This is a genomic window from Arthrobacter psychrochitiniphilus, assembly GCF_003185915.1.
In the GTDB taxonomy this organism is placed as follows: domain Bacteria; phylum Actinomycetota; class Actinomycetes; order Actinomycetales; family Micrococcaceae; genus Specibacter; species Specibacter psychrochitiniphilus.
On the sequence record NZ_QHLZ01000010.1, the window covers coordinates 23351 to 43368 of the forward strand.

Annotated in this window: 15 protein-coding genes; 10 read left to right on the forward strand and 5 right to left on the reverse strand. The window is 62.6% G+C overall.

The annotated features are described in order from the left end of the window. Positions 1 to 10 precede the first annotated feature (10 nt). From hemG to hemL, 7 genes are all read left to right on the forward strand, one after another. Positions 11 to 1546: a protoporphyrinogen oxidase gene (gene hemG / locus CVS29_RS14350; protein WP_110107024.1), complete on the forward strand. Its 1536-nt coding sequence runs from the start codon at positions 11 to 13 to the stop codon at positions 1544 to 1546. 73 nt (positions 1547 to 1619) lie between these two features. Further along, complete coding sequence (hemQ, locus tag CVS29_RS14355; RefSeq protein WP_110107025.1) at positions 1620 to 2318, forward strand: hydrogen peroxide-dependent heme synthase; 699 nt, start codon at positions 1620 to 1622, stop codon at positions 2316 to 2318. Further along, entirely contained in the window at positions 2315 to 3499 is a 1185-nt protein-coding gene (locus CVS29_RS14360) for a ferrochelatase (RefSeq protein ID WP_110107026.1), read from the forward strand. Before hemQ ends, CVS29_RS14360 begins: the two co-directional genes overlap by 4 nt. 5 nt (positions 3500 to 3504) lie before the next feature. Then, positions 3505 to 4497 carry a hydroxymethylbilane synthase gene (gene hemC, locus CVS29_RS14365; RefSeq protein ID WP_110107027.1) on the forward strand — a complete coding sequence of 331 codons (993 nt, stop codon included), beginning with the start codon at positions 3505 to 3507 and terminating at the stop codon, positions 4495 to 4497. Beyond that, positions 4497 to 5525, forward strand: coding sequence for a uroporphyrinogen-III synthase (locus CVS29_RS14370; protein WP_110107028.1), 1029 nt, complete (start codon positions 4497 to 4499; stop codon positions 5523 to 5525). The genes hemC and CVS29_RS14370 overlap by 1 nt, the downstream gene beginning before the upstream one ends. Beyond that, the gene (gene hemB / locus CVS29_RS14375) at positions 5522 to 6502 is read left to right on the forward strand and encodes a porphobilinogen synthase (protein ID WP_110107029.1); all 981 of its coding nucleotides are present in this window, start codon (positions 5522 to 5524) and stop codon (positions 6500 to 6502) included. The genes CVS29_RS14370 and hemB overlap by 4 nt, the downstream gene beginning before the upstream one ends. A 38-nt stretch (positions 6503 to 6540) precedes the next feature. Then, entirely contained in the window at positions 6541 to 7845 is a 1305-nt protein-coding gene (gene hemL / locus CVS29_RS14380; protein WP_110107030.1) for a glutamate-1-semialdehyde 2,1-aminomutase, read from the forward strand. 36 nt (positions 7846 to 7881) lie between these two features. On the opposite strand, the gene CVS29_RS14385 is transcribed toward hemL, so the two are convergent. The 5 genes from CVS29_RS14385 to CVS29_RS14400 all read right to left on the reverse strand — a co-directional run bounded on the left by CVS29_RS14385 (position 7882) and on the right by CVS29_RS14400 (position 12579). After that, the gene (locus CVS29_RS14385) at positions 7882 to 8916 is read right to left on the reverse strand and encodes an alpha/beta hydrolase (RefSeq protein WP_245932255.1); all 1035 of its coding nucleotides are present in this window, start codon (positions 8914 to 8916) and stop codon (positions 7882 to 7884) included. A 192-nt stretch (positions 8917 to 9108) separates the two neighbouring features. After that, positions 9109 to 9846, reverse strand: coding sequence for an amino acid ABC transporter ATP-binding protein (locus CVS29_RS14390; protein WP_110107031.1), 738 nt, complete (start codon positions 9844 to 9846; stop codon positions 9109 to 9111). A 3-nt stretch (positions 9847 to 9849) separates the two neighbouring features. Continuing rightward, positions 9850 to 10608 (reverse strand): amino acid ABC transporter permease, encoded by a 759-nt coding sequence (locus CVS29_RS18690; protein WP_179442460.1) that lies wholly within the window; start codon positions 10606 to 10608, stop codon positions 9850 to 9852. Positions 10609 to 10611: 3 nt separating this feature from the next. After that, positions 10612 to 11547 (reverse strand): ABC transporter substrate-binding protein, encoded by a 936-nt coding sequence (locus CVS29_RS18695; RefSeq protein WP_179442553.1) that lies wholly within the window; start codon positions 11545 to 11547, stop codon positions 10612 to 10614. 345 nt (positions 11548 to 11892) lie between these two features. After that, positions 11893 to 12579, reverse strand: coding sequence for a 3'-5' exonuclease (locus CVS29_RS14400; protein WP_110107032.1), 687 nt, complete (start codon positions 12577 to 12579; stop codon positions 11893 to 11895). A 68-nt stretch (positions 12580 to 12647) separates the two neighbouring features. Between CVS29_RS14400 and CVS29_RS14405 the strand changes: the two genes are divergently transcribed. From CVS29_RS14405 to CVS29_RS14415, 3 genes are all read left to right on the forward strand, one after another. Then, a complete protein-coding gene (locus CVS29_RS14405) occupies positions 12648 to 13043 on the forward strand; it encodes an MGMT family protein (RefSeq protein WP_110107033.1) in 396 nt (131 codons plus the stop codon). Between the two features lie 81 nt (positions 13044 to 13124). Further along, on the forward strand, positions 13125 to 16502 hold the full coding sequence (locus CVS29_RS14410; protein ID WP_110107034.1) for an ATP-dependent helicase: 3378 nt from the start codon (positions 13125 to 13127) through the stop codon (positions 16500 to 16502). Then, positions 16499 to 20008 (forward strand): ATP-dependent helicase, encoded by a 3510-nt coding sequence (locus CVS29_RS14415; RefSeq protein WP_110107035.1) that lies wholly within the window; start codon positions 16499 to 16501, stop codon positions 20006 to 20008. Before CVS29_RS14410 ends, CVS29_RS14415 begins: the two co-directional genes overlap by 4 nt. Positions 20009 to 20018: the final 10 nt, after the last annotated feature.

Here is a 20018-nt window from a genome sequence, read left to right on the forward strand (position 1 = left end):
AGGGGAATCCATGGAAAACCGCAGAATCGCAGCCAAGGCGCATAGGCCCCAGAGCCACCCGGCACCCAATAGGGCTGTAGTGGTAGGTGGCGGTATCTCCGGCTTGTTGGCCGCGAAAGATCTCCAGGCTGCGGGTTTCCAGGTGAGCATTTACGAGGCCGCCACAACATGGGGCGGCTGCGTTGCCTCCCATGAGGTGGCGGGTGTGGTGCTGGATGCGGGGGCGGAATCCTTCGCCACCCGCAACACCGCTGTTGCTGATCTAGCCACCGAATTGGGGCTGGGAGCGCAACTGACCACCCCCAATCCAGCCGGTGCCTGGGTGTGGCTGGCGGAGGGCCCGGTGCCCCTGCCTCGTACGGGCATTCTGGGTATCCCCTCGGATTTGAGCGCCCCGGAGGTGCGTGCTGCCCTGGGCGCCTCCGGTGTTTTACGTGCTGCCTTGGACGCCAAAATGCCCGTCAGCATCGGCACCACGGAAGCGGTCTCCAGTGTGGCCGAGCTGGTGCGGGCGCGCATGGGTAAGCGCGTGCTGGAACGCCTTGTGGCTCCCGTGGTGGCAGGGGTTCACTCCGCCGATCCGGAAGTGCTTGACATTGATGTGGTGGCGCCGGGGCTGCGCGCGGGCATTCGCGAGCACGGCTCCCTCGCGGCGGCCGTGGCGGCCCAACGCGCTGTTGGAAGCAAGCCCGGCTCCGCCGTAGGCGGGTTGGTGGGCGGCATGCACTCCCTCGTCACCGCGCTTGTGGCGGATTTGCGCAGCTCCGGCGTGTCCATGCATGCCGGGCATCGGATCAACGCCGTCTACCGCGGTGACACCGATCCGGAGCAGACGCCCCCCCAGCGGAAATACGACGGCGGTGCGCCCCCGCCCTGGATTGTTGACTGGCAGCATGGCACCGACAGCGGGTTTGAATCGGCGGGGGTGCTAGTCCTCGCCACGGACGGGCCCACTGCCGTGAAGCTGCTGGGCGTGGAACTGCCGCACATCTTGGACTTTATGCCAGCCACCGGCCCAGACATCCGCCTGGTCACCCTTGTGGTGGACGTGCCTGAGCTCGACTCGGAGCCGCGCGGTACCGGCGTGCTGGTGGCCCCCGAGGTTGAGGGCATCAAGGCCAAGGCGCTGACCCATGCAACGGCCAAGTGGGACTGGCTGGCTGACTCCACGGGCCCGGGAACGCATGTGTTGCGGCTTTCCTATGGCCGTGCAGGTGTCAAAGCTTCCGATGCTGTTCGCCTCACGCCAAGCACGCCCAAGGAAGAAGACTTGCTGCCCACGGCCCTCGCCGATGCCTCCACCCTGCTCGGTATTGAAATAAGTGAGGCCGATCTGCTGGGCTCAGACGTGGTCCGTTGGCGGGGCGCCTTGCCGTTTGCCGCCGTGGGACATCAGGCAAAGATGGCCCGGATCCATGCCCTGGCCAATGAGGTTCCGGGATTAGTTTTGACGGGTGGGTGGATGCACGGGAACGGCTTGGCCGCGGTTGTCAGTGGCACCAGACGCCAGATCCGGGCCGCGGTAGACGCCTCGCGCCGACTGTGATCTTGCGCACTTTCTACGCAATGTAGAGAACGCCGTTTTTTGTTTCACGGGAACTAGGTGCAAACTAGAGACCATGACGATAGACACTTACACACAATCTGTCACTAAAACTCCTGCTGAAACGCCGTTCACGCTGTGGACTGTCTTCAAGAGGAGCGGATCTTTCACTGGCGGCGAGGACGCGGTGGCGCAATTTGATGCGTTGATTGCATCCCTCGCCACTGAGAGCATCACCGTGCGAGGCTCCTATGACGTCTCAGCCATGCGCAATGATGCCGACATCATGATCTGGCTGGTGGGGGCCGATGCACAGGGGCTGCAGCGCGCCGTGCGCAGCATTCGCCGGACCGCTTTGTTCCAGGCCACTGAGATTGCCTGGTCGGCCATGGGCGTGCACCGTGAAGCTGAGTTCGCCAAGTCCCACGCACCGAGCTACATGGGCCCGAATGAGCCGAAGGGCTGGGTCTGCGTGTACCCGTTCGTCCGCTCCTACGATTGGTACATCCTGCCCGCCGAAGAGCGCAGCCGCATGCTGCGTGAACACGGCATGCTGGGCCGGGAATTCCCTCAGGTCCTGGCCAACACGGTTTCCGCCTTCGCCTTGGGTGACTGGGAATGGCTGCTGGGTCTGGAAGCTGACGAGCTGACCGATCTCGTGGATATGATGCGCAGCTTGCGTTACTCCGATGCACGCCTGCACGTGCGCGAAGAAGTCCCTTTTTACACCGGACGCCGGATTGAATCCGCCGAGATTGCCGAGGTCCTGCGATGAGCGTTGCACCTAAAACTGAGAATGCCGTGATGGCTCCCGCCGAGTACGACGCCGTCTTGCTGGCCTCCTTCGGTGGGCCTGAGGGCCAAGACGATGTGATCCCGTTCCTGCGCAACGTCACGCGCGGGCGCGGCATCCCTGACGAGCGCCTCGAAGAGGTGAGCCACCACTACCGTGCCAATGGTGGCATCAGTCCCATCAACGCCCAGAACCGCGCACTGAAGGCCGCCCTTGAGGCTGAGCTGGCCGCGCGCAACATTTCTCTGCCGGTACTCTGGGGCAACCGCAATTGGGACCCGTACATCCCCGCAGTTCTGCAGGACGCGTACGATTCCGGTCACCGCCGGATCTTGATGCTCACCACCAGCGTCTACTCCTCCTACTCCAGCTGCCGCCAGTACCGCGAGGACATTGGCATGGCACTGACCGAGACCGGCCTGGACGGGAAACTGGCAGTGGATAAGGTACGCCAGTACTTTGACCACCCGGGCTTTGTTGAGCCCTTCATTGAAGGCACAGCCGCATCACTGGCCACCGTGAAGGCCGCCTTGGCTGCAGCGGGCAAGGACCCGCAGTCCGTCCACGTCATGTTCGCCACACACTCCATCCCCACCAGGGATGCGCAGGCTTCTGGCCGTTCGGAACTGCAAACAATGATCTTTGAACAGGACTCGGCTTACGTGGCCCAGCACCTTGCCAACGCCGAGGCCATCATGGCCAGGGTTGACCCCGCGCAGGAATTCTCGCTGGTGTACCAGTCCCGTTCAGGTGCACCTCACGTGCCGTGGCTGGAACCTGACATCAATGATGCCTTGGCTGACATTGCCGCGGCAGGGACACAGGGCGTTGTGGTGGTTCCGCTGGGTTTCATCAGCGACCACATGGAAGTCCTCTGGGATCTGGACACCGAGGCGAAGGAGACTTGCGCTGAACTTGGCCTGGCCTTTGACCGCGCACCCACCCCGAGCACTCACCAAAAGTTTGTCGAGGGACTGGTGGATTTGATCTGTGAGCGGACCGTGCAGAACAACATTGCAGACCGCCCGGCCATGACCAAGCTGGGGCCCTGGTATGACGTGTGCAATCCAGGGTGCTGCGCCAATTTCCGCGGTGAGAAGCCAGCCATTGCCGAAGTGGGCAGCACAGTGGGACTTCCTGCCGCCGCACAAGGTGGTTCTTAATCTCCATGGCACAAACAGTGGCAAGCGTGAAAATTGGAACCCGCGGAAGCAAACTGGCCCTGAGCCAGACTGGGCAGATCACCGAACAGCTTAGTGCTGTGGGTGGCTTTGACGCCGAGATTATCCCCATCAAGACTGACGGCGATGTCCTGACCGGACCACTGTCCCAAATGGGTGGCACGGGCGTATTCGCCGCAGAACTGCGCTCCGCTGTGCTTGACGGACGGGTGGACGTGGCCGTTCATTCACTCAAGGACCTGCCCACGGCCGCCGTGCCCGGCTTGGCTCTTGCAGCTGTGCCGGTGCGCGCGGATGCACGGGATGCGCTGTGCGCCCGCGACGGGCTGAAACTGAGCGAACTTCCGCTGGGGGCCACAGTAGGTACGGGATCCCCGCGCCGGGCAGCACAATTGCTCGCCGCACGGGCCGATCTTCTCATCGTGGACATCCGCGGCAACGTGGAAACCCGGCTGGGCAGGGTCCCTGGTTTGCCAGGAAACCCCGAGGCCGCAGTGGTTCCCGGAAAAGTTGCTGACCTTGACGCCGTGGTGCTTGCCGCGGCCGGACTGGGACGCATTGGCCGGCTCGAAGCCGTCACGGAATTCTTGGAAGCCGATGTGATGCTCCCTGCGCCCGGCCAGGGTGCACTCGCCCTGGAATGCCGCGCCTCTGACACGGATCTGAGCGCCGTTCTGGGCCAGTCACTGGCCGCCATTGATGACACGGATACGCGTTTGGCAATCACGGCAGAACGGGCGCTTTTGGCCCGGTTGGAAGCAGGATGTGCTGCACCGGTGGGAGCCCTCGCACACCGTAAAGGCTCCATGCTGTACCTGGAGACAGTGGTTGTTTCACTGGATGGAAGGCGTTCCTTGCGGCTGAAGAAGGCCACGGACGGGCTCAGTGTTGTGGGGGCCACGCTCCTTGGCATTGAACTGGCCGAGGAACTACTCGCCGGCGGTGCGGCCGATCTGGCGGATTTGGGCGCCAAAGCGTAATGACCGAGTCCGCCCCGCTGGTCCAGCCTGTTGGTGCCGAACCGCTGGCCGGGTTGCGCGTTGCCGTCACCCGGAGTGTGGACAGGGCTGGCGCGCTGCTGGCCGCACTTGCTGCGGCAGGGGCAGAACCGGTTTTGGTGCCGCTCATTGACTTCGAGGTCGCCGAGCAGAACGCGTTGGGTGCTGCAATGCGCAGGCTGGCCGCGGGAGAGTTCCAGTGGGTGGTCATCAGTTCCATCACCACCGTGCGGGCACTAAAGCAATGGTGTGAAGGGGCCGGGACGTCCCTGGCCGCGCTCATTCCGGCAGGCACGTCCGTGGCCACGATCGGCCCAACCTCAGTAGACATCCTCGCCGCCGAAGGCATCTTGGCCGATCTAGCACCCACGGACGTGCAATCGGCCGCCGGGCTTGTTGCCTTGTGGCCCCCATTGGAGAATGACGCGGGCTCCGGCTGCAACCGTGTCCTGCTGCCGTCATCGAACCTGGCCGCACCCACCCTGCGCGACGGGCTCGCGGCCAAGGGCTGGGATGTTGAGGCCGTCACCGCATACAAAACCGTTGACTACCCGGCGTGCACTGAACTAAGACTGACCGCAACGCTGGAATCTAGATCCCCGGAGCCAGGATGGCGTGATTCCCTTCCCTCTCTTCGCAAGCTCAGCGGGGAACCCTCGGGAATCTCTTATGAAGGTCGCCCAGCAACCGGGGAAATCTTAGTGCTCGCGAGGGAACCTAGATTCCAGCAGCTTTCCCCGGCCCAAGCCGCCGGGGAGATCCAGGCGGGGGCGATCAACGCCGTCGTACTTGCTTCGGGAAGCGCAGCCCGGCGGGTAGCTACAACCCTGACACCGCTACCCAAAGGCTGCCTGGTCGTTGCGATTGGGGAGCCCACACGGGCGGAGTCGGAGCGGTTGGGGATGCCCGTCGCGGCAACCGCGGAGCATCCCACGCCGGAAGGGATCGTGGCCGCATTGGCACGGGCCCGCACAAATTTTCAGAACCACACAGCTATGGAGTCATCATGAGTTTCCCCCAGCACCGCCCACGCCGTCTACGCACCACCGCTGCCATGCGCAAGCTGGTGCGCGAATACGCCGTGGCACCATCGGATCTGATCCTGCCCGTTTTCATCCGCGAGGATCTTAGCGAACCCAAGCCCATCACTTCCATGCCGGGCGTGGTGCAACACAGCACTTCCTCGCTCGTGGCGGCTGCGCGTGAAGCACTGGCCCTGGGGCTCGGCGGCATCATGTTGTTCGGGATTCCTGCGGAACGCGACGCCACGGGAAGTGCCGGGCTGGACCCCTTTGGCGTGCTGAACAAAGCCATCCGCGATGTCCGTGCCGTGGTGGGCGATGAGCTCGTGGTCATGAGTGATCTGTGCCTGGATGAATTCACTGACCACGGACACTGTGGCGTGCTCGATGCCTCCGGGCAGGTGGATAATGACGCCACCCTAGAAATTTACGCCAAGATGGCTGTGGCGCAGGCTGCTGCCGGCGCGCACGTTGTGGCGCCCTCCGGAATGATGGACGGCCAGGTCGCGGTGATTCGGGAGGCCCTGGACGCCGCCGGTTACGCCGATGTTTCCGTACTGGCCTACGCAGCCAAGTACGCCTCAGCGTTCTACGGCCCGTTCCGTGAAGCCGTGGATTCCCAGCTCGACGGCGACCGCCGCACCTACCAAATGGACCCCGGCAACCGTCGCGAAGCCCTTCACGAGGTGGAGCTGGATCTGGCTGAGGGTGCCGACATTGTGATGGTCAAACCGGCCATGAGCTACCTGGACATCCTGGCCGACGTTGCCGCCATGAGCCCCGTCCCCGTTGCCGCATACCAAATCTCGGGGGAGTACGCCATGATCGAGGCCGCAGCCGCCAACGGTTGGATCAACCGCCGCGCCGCCATTGAGGAATCCGTGCTGAGCATTAAACGTGCCGGAGCCACCATGATCCTGACGTACTGGGCGGCCGAATTGGCCGGCTGGCTGCGCGAGAACTAATTCACCCCCTCTCCTAATAACTACGCCAAGGATTTTTCATGACCAGCTCACAAGAACTTTTTGACCGCGCCAAGACCCTCATGCCCGGCGGGGTGAACTCACCCGTGCGTGCCTTCGGCTCCGTGGGCGGAACACCGCGCTTCATGGTCAACGCCAAGGGTGCCTACCTCACCGATGCTGACGGCCGCGACTACGTGGACCTGGTCTGCTCCTGGGGTCCGGCGCTCCTGGGCCACGCCCACCCTGCTGTTCTGGCCGCCGTCCACACAGCCGTTGACCACGGCCTGAGCTTTGGCGCCTCCACCCCGGCCGAAAGTGAACTGGCCGCTCTTGTGCAGGGCCGGGTGTCCGGCGTGGAACGCCTGCGTATGGTCTCCACCGGCACCGAGGCCACCATGACGGCCGTGCGCCTAGCCCGCGGTTTCACGGGCCGCGATCTCATCATCAAGTTTGCCGGCTGCTACCACGGTCACCTCGATTCCCTGCTGGCCGCTGCTGGCTCCGGCCTGGCCACCCTGGCACTGCCCGGATCAGCCGGTGTCACGGCCGCAACTGCAGCCGAAACGCTCGTGTTGCCGTACAACGATCTTGCTGCCGTCGAGGCCGCGTTCACTGAGTACGGGGACCGGATTGCCGCCGTCATCACCGAGGCCGCGCCCGCCAACATGGGTGTTGTCACGCCGGGGGAGGGCTTCAACGCGGGGCTCTCCCGCATCACCGCCGCCCACGGCGCGCTGCTCATTCTGGATGAGGTGCTGACAGGATTCCGTGTTGGCGCCTCCGGATACTGGGGCCTGACCGGCGCTTCAGAGGGGTGGACACCTGACCTGTTCACCTTTGGCAAGGTCATTGGCGGCGGACTTCCCACGGCGGCCTTGGGCGGCCGCGCGGAGGTCATGGACTACCTGGCCCCACTGGGACCGGTGTACCAGGCAGGCACGCTGTCCGGAAACCCGGTAGCTATGGCCGCCGGTGTTGCCACACTGACCGCCGCAACGTCAGCCGTGTATGCCACCGTGGATGCACGCTCGCTGGAACTCTCAACTGCGTTGACCTCTGCCTTGTCCGACGAGGGCGTTGACCACTCCATCCAGCGGGCCGGGAACTTGTTCTCCGTAGCGTTTGGCACCTCCGTTTCCGGCGTGCGCAACTATGCAGATGCGCAGGGCCAGGAAGTGTTCCGCTACGCCCCGTTCTTCCACTCCATGCTCGATTCCGGGGTGTACCTGCCGCCGAGTGTGTTTGAGGCCTGGTTCCTCTCCGCCGCCCATGACGACAACGCCATGAACCGCATCTTTGACGCGCTGCCAGCAGCAGCGAAGGCAGCAGCCGCCGCCGTCTAACGCACGAGAGGCCTCACAAAGCCGGGCTTGTTCTTGTCAGTGAGTCACGGTCACCCTTGTTATGAATGATTCTAGGCGCCGGTAGACCTCCTGGGACTCGGGATAGCGGAAGTTCTGCTGCCATGTGTGCTCAGTGTTGGAACTGCCCCAGCTGTAGACCATGGAGTCAACCGGGACGCCTTGCTCGCTGAGGGTTTTGATGAAGTTCATGTTGGAGTCATAGAAGAAATCCCGCTCCGAGGTGGTCACGAAAACGGGTGGGCAACGTGAATCGAGCCACTCGATGGGGGACATGTAGTGGGCGGCCTCGCGCAAAAGGTGATGCCGGACGTGGAGGTGCTTGTTTTTACGACGGCTGGCCGCATCATCGCCCTGGGGCAGGAGCATTCGGATGAAATTCAGGCTCATGACAAAGCCCTTGTCGAAGAACACCGAAAAGTCCACGATGCTGCAGTGCTGCACCAACCCACGCAATTGGTTCGGTTGCAGGGCCGAGTGCAGGTGATAGTGTTCGGCAAGCTCCGAACGGATGGTGGCTGCAGCCATGAGCGCAGAGATTTGTCCACCAGCGGAGTCACCGCCGAGTACGATCCGCTCGCGATCGCCGTTGAAATGGTCAATGTGGTCCTCAACCCAGACCAACGCGGCGTTGGCGTCCTCCAGTACGTGTCCCAGATGGAAATTTGGGGCCATCCGGTAGTTCACGTTGACCACCACCACGCCACTGGCGGCCTGACCTGCACAGTATTTGGTCAGGGACGCCTTGTCCCCGGACGTCCAGCCGCCACCATGGAAATACACGTACACGGGGAGGGGATGCAGGGCTTCTTCGCCGCTGGTGTTGGGAGGGGCCATGACATCGAGCAGGTGCCAATGGATGTGGTCGCCAACAAAGTCAATGTCATGCCAGTACCGCACATCGGTGATGGGCTCAGAATTCAGGGTCCGCACTTCCACCTTGCTGATGGTGTGCATGAACATCCTCCACATCCACACCGGCACACGTGTCAGCATGCTCCTGGCCCTGCGGGCGGGGGCAAACGCGCCTTTGTGCGGCTGCTGTTCGGCCATGCTTCCAGATTACGCCCGCCGTGCTGGGCGGAAGCTGTGAATCCCCCTGTCCTCCCGCTGCTCGTGCCTCGCAGTGGGTCCCTCGGACATGTGGGCCCACCCTGTCCTCCCGCTGCTCGTCAAACAACGACGGCGGCACTTGCCCAACGCAACAAGCGTGGGGCAAGTGCCGCCGTCGTTAGTTAAAAAGCGTTACAGCACGTCGGAGAGGAAGCCCTTCAGGCGGTCCGTCTTGGGGGCGCTGAACAGTTCCTCGGGGGGACCAGTCTCCACCACAACGCCGGCATCCATGAAAGTGACGGTGTCGGAGACATTGCGGGAAAAACCCATCTCATGCGTGACAACAACCATGGTCATGCCGCCCTTGGACAGGTCGGTCATGAGCGCCAAAACACCCTTGACCAGTTCCGGGTCCAAGGCTGAGGTGGCCTCGTCAAAAAACATGACTTCCGGTTCCATCGCCAAGGCGCGGGCAATGGCCACACGCTGCTGCTGGCCACCGGAAAGGTTACCCGGCCGCGCGTCGGCCTTGTGCTTGAGACCCACCAGATCCAGCTGCTCCAGAGCCTTGGCCCGGGCCTGGTCCCTGGGCATCTTGCGGATCTTGATGAGCGCCAGTGCCACGTTGTCCAACACCGTTTTGTGGGGGAACAAATTGAACTGCTGGAAGACCATGCCAATACGGCGCCGGAGCTCGTCCGGGTTGTCCTTGAGGACGGATCGGCCATCGAGCAGGATGTCGCCCTGTTCCGGCTCGATCAGCCGGTTCATGACGCGCAGCAGCGTGGACTTTCCTGAACCGGAAGGTCCGATCACGGATGCCGTGGTGCCCTGCGGAACGTGCAGGTCAATACCGCGTAGCACCTTGTTGGAGCCGAACGCCAAATGGATGTTGGTGGCGCTCAGGGAGCCTGACTTAAAATCACTCATGCTCTACGCACCCTTTCCAATAGCTGCGGCCGCTTCATCGGGCTCAATTTTCTGGGCCTTGCCCTCACGCATGCGCTTGTCCATGTAGTTCACCAAATGCGTGAGCGGGATAGTCAGGCAGAGGTAAAGCAATCCGGCGGCAATCAAGGGTGAGAGGTTGCCGGTGTTGGCGGCCGAATCGTTACCGACGCGAAAGATTTCCCGCTGAGAAGGCAGAAGACCGAGCATGTAGATCAAGGAGGAGTCCTTGATCAGGGAAATTAGTTGGTTCACCAGTGCCGGAAGGACCCGGCGGATGCCCTGGGGAATAACAACTAGGACCATTGCTGATCCGTAGCTGAACCCCAGGGCTCGGGATGCCTCGAGCTGACCCTTTTCAACGCTTTGAATGCCCGAACGGAAAATCTCGCCAATGTAGGCAGCGGCCATGAGGGAGAGCGCCAAAATACCCAAGGGGTAGGGGTTGGTGCTCCCTGTCAAGATCCGGTACACCGGGCCCAGCCCGAGACCAATCAGAAGAATGGTCAAAATGGCTGGCAGTCCGCGGAAAATATCCGTGTAAATCCTGGCGATCCAGCGCGGGAAGGGATTGCGGGAAATGCCCATCACGGCCAAGATCATGCCCAGGACACACCCGAAGAAGGCCGAGGAGACGGCCAAGATGAGGGTGTTGGGCAAACCGACTGTGAGCATTTCGGGGACTACTGCCCCCATGGCCTCCCAGTCAAAAAACGTTTTTGCGAGCTGCTCAAGTACATCCATAAATTAGGCCTTCGGAACCGTTACTGCCTTGGAACCGGGTGTCCAGTCCGCGGGCATGGGGCGGGTGGGGTACCACTCCTTGGTCAGCTTGGACCAGGTGCCATCGGCAATGACCGCATCCAGGGCGGAGTTCAGGGCATCCGTCAGCGCCTTGTTCTGTGAGTTCACAGCGTAGGCGGTGAAGTTTTGGGTGTTGACGATCTCCTCGGCAATGGCGGTGCCGTCGCCGTCCTTGACCTGGCCGGTGGCCTGCTGGGAAGGAGCAACCCAAGCGTCAACCTGGCCGTTCTTCAAGTTCGCGTAGGCCGTGTTGTAATCCGCGAAGCGGACAGCCTGCAAGCCCAAGGTGTTGGTGACGTAGTCATCCTGGACGGTGCCTTGAACAACAGCGATGCGGGTTTTGTCGGTCAGATCCGCAAAGCCCTTGATGGGCGAATCAGTCTTGGCAACAACGGCCATGTAACCGAAATCGTAACCGTTGGTGAAGCCAACATTCTTGCGGCGGGCGTCCGTGGTGGAGATGGAGGAGGAGCCAACGTCGAACTGCTTGTTCTCCACCTGTGCGAGCAAGGCGCTGAAGTCAGTGGACTTGAATTCGACCTTCAGATCCAGTTTGGCAGCCATGGCGCGCAGCAGCTCGTTATCGTAGCCGGTGAAAACACCGTCCTTGAGGAAGATGTTCGGCGGGGCGTCAGAGAGTGTACCCACCGAGATGATGCCGGGGGTGGTCAAGCCAAGCTCGTCCTTCTTGACGGAGTCAAGGGGGATGACATCGGCAGTGGTGTACTTATCCAGCGAAACCTGATCGCTGCCAGCCAAAGCGTCCGTGGACTTTGCGGAGCTGGTGTCACCGGCACCGCCGCCGCAGGCAGCGAGTGAGAAGGCCAGCGTCAAGGCAACCGGGACGGTTGTGAGCCACTTTAGGGCAGATTTCTTCATCAATCGTTCACTTTCTTTACAGGTGCCCAGGCCGAAAAAAGGATCGGAAAGGGGGCGTAAGCATGGTGTGGGGAGTAAAAGAAGAACTCACAGGAGCTTCTTAGCAGGACTCAACCAACAAAACTAAATTATGTCATTCACTCCGAGAATATGGCGGATGTGAACTTATGGGCAGTCAAGTGTGGGAAGAAGGAAAGAATCTTCCGATCATTGGGCCATTTGTGCGGGCAGTGAACTGTGACCGGGGCAACGCAACGCACTACTGACGGGTAGAAAAGTTCCCGCCTTGGTGAATCGCGCCTGTGATTTAGGCCATAGCTGGGCGGGATCTTGCTAGCTGGTGGTTCAGGGCAGGACCGGCCAATCACCTTCGATGACTGCGGCAGGATCCTTGACCCGGCGCAAATAGGCCTGGAAATCGGCAGCTTGCTCTCTGGCCCACCCCTCTTGTGCTTTGTGCAGCTCGGTGGTGTCAAGGCGCAACGCGCTGTACTTGGCGGCGAGGGCATCAGCCAGCTTCAGCGTGGCCTCGGCGTCGGCAGCGGAGGTGTGGGCGTCCTCGAGCGTGATGCCGTACTCCTCGCACAAGGCCACCAAGGTTCTGCTGCCTTTGCGGAACCTGTCTAGATGTTTGTTGCAAATAAAGGGGTCAATGACGGGGGTTGCCGTGATTTGGGCCAGTCCATGGCGGTGTGCCTCACGGGCTAGCACCGTGAAGTCATAACTGGCGTTGAAGGCGATCACGGGAATATTGTTGGCAAACAGGGTGGACAGGACGGCGCCTATCTCGGCCGTGACCACATCCGAGGGCCGCCCGTGCTCCCGGGCATGCTCGGAGGTGATGCCGTGGATGGCGGCGGCTTCCTCTGGAATGTCCATGCCGGGATCGGCCAACCATTCGTGCGTGTCCGCCACGGCTCCGGCCTCATCAAACACCACGATCGAGGCGGTGACGATCCGGGCCGTGCGGGGATCCTTGCCTGTGGTTTCCAAGTCAAAGGCGGCACGGGGATGCATATTCCAGCTAGTCATTCCATAACGCTACCGCCTGCCATGGACATTGAAGCAACGGCAGGCCCGCGGCGAACTAGGCTTGAGCCATGCGTGAGCAGTATATGGAAGCGGTTTTGGCGGTGGCGGCGCTAATCCCGTCGGCCCGGGTCCTCTCTTATGGCGATATTGCATCCCTTCTGGATTGTGGCGGGCCGCGGCAGGTTGGCGCCGTCATGTCAGCTCAAGGCAGCGATGCGCCCTGGTGGCGGGTGATCCGCGCCAGCGGTGCCGCGCCGCTGTGCCACGAAGGCCGGGCCCTGAGGCATTACCGCGAGGAAGGCACCGCTCTGCGCGGGGATGTCGGGGCGGTTGTCCCGGCCGGGAAGGCAGTCCCTTGGCGGGTGGACATGCGGGTTGCCCGCTGGAACCCTGCCGAGGCCGATTTTGACGCCATTGACGCAATTGCCGCCCTCCTGAAAGAAGCCGATGCAGGCACTGATTAAGGACACGTTCGCCTGTCTCACTCACCAGCCTGCCAGCCACCTGAGAACAACAATGTCAGTGCCTCGTGATGGACTGAAAGCATGAGTACGCAAGCACAAGCTTTCTCCCCGGCGCTGACCTTGGTGCCGCCGGCCCACAATGACCGCAGCGCCCCGGCGCTGAGCCCGGATCAGGCGCTTGTGGTTGAGCTGAAGCAGGGCTCTGGCCCCGTGCTCGTTTGGGGTGCGCCCGGAACGGGGAAGTCCACCGTCCTCATTGAATCAGCTGTGCAACGGATGGAGCACTACGGCGTTGATCCCGGCGCTGCCCTCCTGCTGGCCCCGTCCCGGTTGGCTGCCGCTAAGCTTCGCGACGGCTTTAGCGCCCGGCTCACCAAAAGCTTGAGCACCTCCCCGGCCAGGACCTGGTCCTCCTATGCCTTTGACCTGCTGCGCCGTGCCAAGGTTGCCGGCCGCATGCCCCACCTGGACGGTCCGCCACGGCTCATGAGCGGTCCCGAGCAGGACCTCATCATCAGGGACCTGCTCACCGGCCACAAACTAGGCTTGGGCACGGCTCCAAAGTGGCCCGTGGAATTGGCTGATGCGCAAGAAACCCGGGGGTTTCGTCAGGAGATCAGGCAACTCTTTGACCGTGTCATTGAGTACGGACTGATCCCGGAGGAACTTGCTCAACTCGGGACGGCGAACAACCGCCCGGACTGGGTTGCTGCGGCGTCGCTCTACCGCGAATACCGGGACGTGGTGGATTGGGGCAAGTCAGGTTCCTTTGACCCCGCCGGGATTATCACGGCGGCCACTACACTGCTGCAAGTTGATCCGGAATTCTTGGCCCAGGAACGCAACCGGCTGCAGCTGATTGTGGTTGATGACATTCAGGAAGCCAACAATTCCGTCCATGAACTGTTGGCACTGGTGGGCCGCGGCAAGGACATCCTCGTGGCAGCTTCGCCGGACACCGTGGTCCAGGGATTTCGTGGGGCGCGCCCGGACCTGGTTGCCACCTTGGCGGACCGCTTGGCCACAGCCGAGCATCCCCTGCAGCATTTTTCGCTGACCACCTCGCACCGCATGAGCAAGCCGCTGGCCGCGGCGTGGTCGGGGGTGGCGGAGCGCATCTTCCAGATTCGCGGCGGCCGCAAGGCCCGCGAGTTCGCTTGGCCTGAAGCAGCCCAACCCGAATCAGCCCAACCCGAATCAGCCCAACCCGAATCAACCCGGCAGGACGGTGGGGACCGTACGGAAGCCGTGGATACGGCGTGGCCCGTGGCGGATGATTCCTTTGTCAGTGCGCATGTGGTGGCGTCCGAGGTGCATGAACTGCGCCTGGTAGCCGAGCGTATTCTGGCGCTACAACACCTGGCCGGACACAGTTTAAGTGAGATTGCTGTCATTGTGCGGACCGGGTCAGCGCTGGCGGCGTTGCAGCGGTACTTGAGTGCGCAGGGCATTGCGGTGAAAGTTCCGGTGGCGGAAAATCCTGTCCGCGACGAGGCTGCGGTGCGTCCCTTGTTGGAAGCTTTTGGTATTGCGCTGTCCCCGGAAACGCTCGACGCCGAGGCTTGCGTTGCGTTATTGACCTCGCGTTTGGGGCGCTCAACGGCACTACACCTGCGCCGTCTGCGCCAGGCGTTGCGGCAGCAGGAACTGCACAGCGGCGGCGGGCGGGCAAGCGATGAGCTGTTGGTGGAGGCGCTGCTGACCCCGGAGAAGCTGTCCCCGTTGGGCTGGGAGGCAGCCAATGCGCGGCGGATTGCGGCCATGCTGGCGGCCGGCAGGGAGGCTGTGGCAGAGCCCGGAGCCAACGCAGAAACTGTACTTTGGGCGTTGTGGGATGCCTGCGATAGTTCCGGAACATGGGAGACGCAGGCGCTGCGCGGCGGGCCCACGGGCATCCGTGCCGATAGGGACCTGGACGCCGTCATGGCGTTGTTCCAGACGGCGGAACGTTATGTTGATCAATTGCCCGGTTCCAGCCCGGAGCAGTTCCTGGATTATTTGATGAGCCAGGAACTGCCCATGGATACCCTCGCCGCCCGTGCCCAGCGTAGCGATGCCGTGGAAATCCTGACTCCGGCCAGCGCGGCCGGACGCGAATGGCCCATTGTTATTGTGGCCGGTCTACAGGAGGGGGTCTGGCCCAATACCAGGCTGCGTGGCGAGCTATTGGGTAGCCAGTTGCTCGTTGACGTGCTGGAAAATGGGGCCGAGGCGGCGCGGCAGATCGATCCTGCCGCCCGGTTGCGGGACATCCGCTACGACGAACTGCGCAGCTTCGCGGCCGCCATTTCACGAGCCAGCCGGAAGCTCATTCTCACGGCTGCCGCAGGCCACGACCTCCAGCCCTCCCAATTCATCGACCTGGCAGCACCCTATATACCCGTGACTGATTCCGGCGGTGAGTCCCAGTACCCGGTGCGGCCGGTTGAGCAGGTGCCCCGGCCCATGACGCTGCGATCGCTCGTGGCGGAGTTGCGCCAAGAATCGGAAATACATGCCGATCCTGAGGCCGCCAGAATGCTCGCCGTGCTCGCCGAACACAACGTGCCCGGCGCGGACCCGGCGCAATGGTGGGGGTTGCTGCCGTTGAGCACGCAGGCGCCAATCGTGGCGCCGGGGGATCCAGTTGTGGTCTCGCCATCCAAGGTTGAGGAAGTTCTCAAATCCCCGCTTAACTGGTTCCTCCGGGCTGCTGGGGGAGAAGCCACCACTGACTTTGCCCGCAGCCTGGGTACGCTCATCCACAGCATCGCCGAGGAAATTCCCCATGGGGCCGGCCACGAATACCTCGCCGAGCTGGACAAGCGCTGGCCATCACTGGGCCTGCCGGATTCGTGGGAAAGCGATCTGGACTACCAGCGCGCCCAAGAGATGCTGGGCAAACTGGCGCAATACGTCATCGAGGCCCGCCAACAGGGCAGGACCCTCCTGGGTGTTGAACAGAATTTCACCGTGGAGGTGGGGGAGGTACCCGCAGAGGTACACGGCGACGGCGCGGCGGAGCCTGCACTCTCACACACCGTGCGCTTGCGTGGGCAGGTGGACAGGCTCGAAGCCGATGCCAACGGAAACCTGGTCATCGTGGATATCAAGACCGGACGCAGCAAACCCACCAAGGATCAAGTGTTAGTTCACCCGCAGCTTGGCGCTTACCAGGTGGCAGTAACAGCAGGTGGTTTCGCCGAACAAGCTGCTGCTGCGGGATTGACCGGCGCAGTTTCCGGAGGTGCCGCGCTGTTGCCGCTGGGGGATGGCACCAAAACCGTCAAGACCCAGGACCAGCCGGCAATGATTGCCGGTAGTGAGAATGATCCAACCCTCAAGGTCATGGAGGCCGCCCTGCTCATGGCCCAGGCAGCCTTCCCTGCCCGTCACGGTGCAGACTGGTCCGCCCGCAGTGGCTGCCCCCTGCCCACCATCTGCCCGCTGTGCCCGGAAGGGAAACAAATCACCGAATGAGCACTCCAAACACGCTTGAAGAAACCACAGAGCAGGCCCGGCCCGTTTTGAGCCCCTACGAGCTGGCGGACCTCCTGGGTCAATTCCCGCCCACCGCCGAGCAGGCCTCCATCATCTCCTCACCGCTGGAGCCGCTACTGGTCATTGCCGGGGCAGGGTCCGGGAAAACCACCACCATGGCGGACCGTGTGGTGTGGTTGGTTGCCAACGGGCTGGTTCTCCCCGAGGAAATCCTTGGTGTCACGTTCACCCGCAAGGCCGCTGGCGAGCTTGCCTCACGCATTCGCGGGCAGCTGGCCAAGCTCGGCACCTTGGCGCGCTCCGGTGAAGTGGAGTTAGCTCCCGCTGCGGCCGCCAGGGACGCGCTTGAACCCAAGGTCTCCACCTACCATTCCTACGCCAGCGGAATCGTGACCGACTACGGGCTGCGCTTAGGGATCGAACGGGACGCTGTGGTGATGGGTGCTGCGGACGCCTGGCAGCTGGCCAGTGAGGTAGTGGAGGGTCATGACGGAGCCCACGAACACTTCACGGCCGCCAAGTCCACGCTCATCCAATCCGTCATGGATCTGGCAGGGGAATGCGCCGAACACTTGCAGGACGCAGACCAGGTGGTGGACACCATTTCAGGCTATCTGAGGAGTTTTGAGGCGCTGCCTTACATTGCCGAGACGGCCAAGCCACGCACTGCCGTGGCCAATAAGCAGCTCGATGTGCTGCGCACCCGGGCCTCAGTGGCCGCGCTGGTGCAAAAATATGCGGAGGCCAAACGCCGCCGCAATGTCCTTGACTACGGCGACCTTGTGGCCCTTGCAGCACGTATAGCCCGGGATGTCCCGCACGCCGCCACCATGGAGCGCCAACGCTACAAGGTGGTGTTGCTGGATGAATTTCAGGACACTTCCCACGCCCAGCTACAGCTCTTCGCCGATCTCTACGGCGCCGGCCATCCCGTCACGGCCGTGGGTGATCCACACCAGTCCATCTATGGTTTCCGGGGTGCCTCCGCCGGGCAGTTGTTCCGTTTCCCAGAGATTTTTGTCAAGGCCAGCGGTGAGTACGCACCAACTGCCGAACTCACCATTGCGTGGCGTAACTCCGCCCATATTCTCTCTGCTGCGAACGTGATGTCAGCGCAGCTGACACAGGCCCAGACCCGCAAAGCCAACGCGAAACTGGCCGCAGGCTTGACGGAGCAAGAACGGGCGGCGGCCGGCCCGCGCGTGGTGGTGTCGCCGCTGCGTGAAAAGCCGAACGCCCCGGACGGTGAGGTGCGCTTGGCCCGCTACGAGACCGAGTTGGATGAAGCGCAGGCCATTGCGGATCAGATTCTGGACCGCAAGGGAGACTTCACCCACCGCGGTGGCAGTCAAGGTGCCATGACAGTGGCTGTGCTGTGCCGCCGTCGTGCACAATTTGCTCGTTTTCAGTCAGTGTTTGAGGCACGGGGCATCCCCTACGAAATTGTGGGGCTGAGCGGGCTGCTGGGGACACCGGAAATTGTGGATCTGGTGTCAACACTGAGGGTCATTGCCGATCCGGGCCGCTCGGATGCGCTGATGCGGCTGCTGACCGGGGCTCGATGGCGGATTGGGCCTGCAGACCTGATGGCTTTTTCCGATTGGGCGCGGTACCTGGCCCGGCGTCGAGAATGGGCGGCAAAGCACAGGGTGGACTTTGACGGCGCAGTATTGGCGGATGAGGCGCCGGCCGGTGTGGCCGCCGGCGGGCAGGTGGCGGCAGAGCCGGACGCTGTGCTGGTGACGGCTGACCTCGTGGACGCATCATCGCTGATTGAGGCACTGGATTATCTAAGCCCGGATTATTGGCCCGCCGCGGCGCGGCCGCTCAGTGACATTGCGCGAGGACGGCTGTTGGCGCTGCGGGATGAACTGCGCATGCTGCGCGGCTTTGTGGGGGAGGACCTGGTGAATTTGCTGGGGGTCGTGGAGAAGACCATGCTTCTGGACATTGAATTGGCGGCCAAGCCCGGCTCCAGCATTCACCATGCCCGGCGCCACCTGGACGCCTTTGCCGACGCTGCCGCCACCTTCATGGCGGCCGCGCAACGCGTGGACTTGGACGCCTTCCTTGCTTGGCTGGAAACGGCCGAATCGGAAGAGGGTGGTCTGGAAATGACTCCGGTTGAAACTAACTCGGACGCCGTGGCGCTGTTGACGGTGCACGCCTCAAAGGGGCTGGAATGGGATGTGGTGTTTGTGCCTGGCATGAATGCCGGGGCTTTTCCCAGTAAGCGGGCCGACCGCTGGAGCACAGGGGCGAAATCATTGCCGTGGCCGTTGCGCGGGGACAGGGACGATCTGCCCGCATGGGATTTGAATGTGCCGGATCTAAAAACGTTGATGGAGAACGAGTTGCTCTTTGCCTCCGACGTTCAACTCCATGGGGAAGAGGAGGAACGCCGCCTAGCCTATGTGGCTTTTACCCGGTCACGGGACTTTCTCATGTGCTCAACCACTGTCTGGGGCAGTGGGAAGAAACCGCTTGAGCCCTCACCCTTCCTGACCGAACTGCTGCCATTGACGGAAGGCGCAAGCAAGAGCGCGGCCCTGGGGCAGTGGAGTGAAGACCCGCAAGAGGATGCAGAAAACCCTGCTAGTGCCGGAGCTGAAAGTGCGCAGTGGCCTTATGATCCGCTAAATGGTCCCGAGATTGTAGGGCGGGTGGGAGTAGCCCACAGGGTTGGCCGGCGGGAGAATGTTCAACGCTCTGCGGCAGCGTTCACAGCTGCCGCCACTACCCGGGCGGCTACACTCAGCGCGGCGGAGGCGGCTCTGGCCGGAGTGCAGGCTGGGAGCGAGGAGTTTTTGGCAGCCAATCCGCGCTGGGGTGCCGAGTCCAGTGTCCTGTTGGCGCAGGAACAGCTGGAGTCTGACCAGCTCCGGGTGGAACTGCCACCGCACATTTCTGCCTCGAGGCTCGTAGCCCTAGGTGAGGACCCGGAAAAGGTCACCCGAGCCATGCGCCGGCCAGTGCCCACCAAGCCCGGCATGGCTGCCCGCAAGGGCACCGCATTCCACAGCTGGATTGAGGAATTCTTCGCCACCACCGGCCAATTCGACTTTGACGAGGAGCCCGGAGCTGACGCCTACGTGGATGAGGCCTACGGACTGGCTGACATGCAAGAGACGTTCAAGAACTCGGCTTGGGCTGCCCGCATACCTGCCGATCTTGAGGTGCCCATTGAAACCCGTGTAGCCGATGTTGTGGTGCGTGGCCGTATTGACGCCGTGTTCCGGGACGACGACGGCGGCTGGGACCTGATCGACTGGAAGACCGGCCGGGTTCCTTCCAAGGCACAGCTGGCGGTGCGGGGCGTGCAGCTGGCCGTCTACCGGCTGGCGTGGGCAAGGCTGAAGGAAGTCCCCTTGGAGAAAGTACGTGCGGCGTTTTATTACGTTGGACAGGACAAACTCATCCGGCCAGTCGACCTTGCCGGTCAGGAGGAACTCGAGGCAATCGTCACCAACGCCTACACCGGCTGAACTGGCCCGG

Coding starts and splice junctions, on each gene's coding strand:
- hemG (WP_110107024.1), top strand. CDS start 11: ATGGAAAACCGCAGAATCGCAGCCAAGGCGCATAGGCCCCAGAGCCAC.
- hemQ (WP_110107025.1), top strand. CDS start 1,620: ATGACGATAGACACTTACACACAATCTGTCACTAAAACTCCTGCTGAA.
- CVS29_RS14360 (WP_110107026.1), top strand. CDS start 2,315: ATGAGCGTTGCACCTAAAACTGAGAATGCCGTGATGGCTCCCGCCGAG.
- hemC (WP_110107027.1), top strand. CDS start 3,505: ATGGCACAAACAGTGGCAAGCGTGAAAATTGGAACCCGCGGAAGCAAA.
- CVS29_RS14370 (WP_110107028.1), top strand. CDS start 4,497: ATGACCGAGTCCGCCCCGCTGGTCCAGCCTGTTGGTGCCGAACCGCTG.
- hemB (WP_110107029.1), top strand. CDS start 5,522: ATGAGTTTCCCCCAGCACCGCCCACGCCGTCTACGCACCACCGCTGCC.
- hemL (WP_110107030.1), top strand. CDS start 6,541: ATGACCAGCTCACAAGAACTTTTTGACCGCGCCAAGACCCTCATGCCC.
- CVS29_RS14385 (WP_245932255.1), bottom strand. CDS start 8,916: ATGGCCGAACAGCAGCCGCACAAAGGCGCGTTTGCCCCCGCCCGCAGG.
- CVS29_RS14390 (WP_110107031.1), bottom strand. CDS start 9,846: ATGAGTGATTTTAAGTCAGGCTCCCTGAGCGCCACCAACATCCATTTG.
- CVS29_RS18690 (WP_179442460.1), bottom strand. CDS start 10,608: ATGGATGTACTTGAGCAGCTCGCAAAAACGTTTTTTGACTGGGAGGCC.
- CVS29_RS18695 (WP_179442553.1), bottom strand. CDS start 11,547: ATGAAGAAATCTGCCCTAAAGTGGCTCACAACCGTCCCGGTTGCCTTG.
- CVS29_RS14400 (WP_110107032.1), bottom strand. CDS start 12,579: ATGACTAGCTGGAATATGCATCCCCGTGCCGCCTTTGACTTGGAAACC.
- CVS29_RS14405 (WP_110107033.1), top strand. CDS start 12,648: ATGCGTGAGCAGTATATGGAAGCGGTTTTGGCGGTGGCGGCGCTAATC.
- CVS29_RS14410 (WP_110107034.1), top strand. CDS start 13,125: ATGAGTACGCAAGCACAAGCTTTCTCCCCGGCGCTGACCTTGGTGCCG.
- CVS29_RS14415 (WP_110107035.1), top strand. CDS start 16,499: ATGAGCACTCCAAACACGCTTGAAGAAACCACAGAGCAGGCCCGGCCC.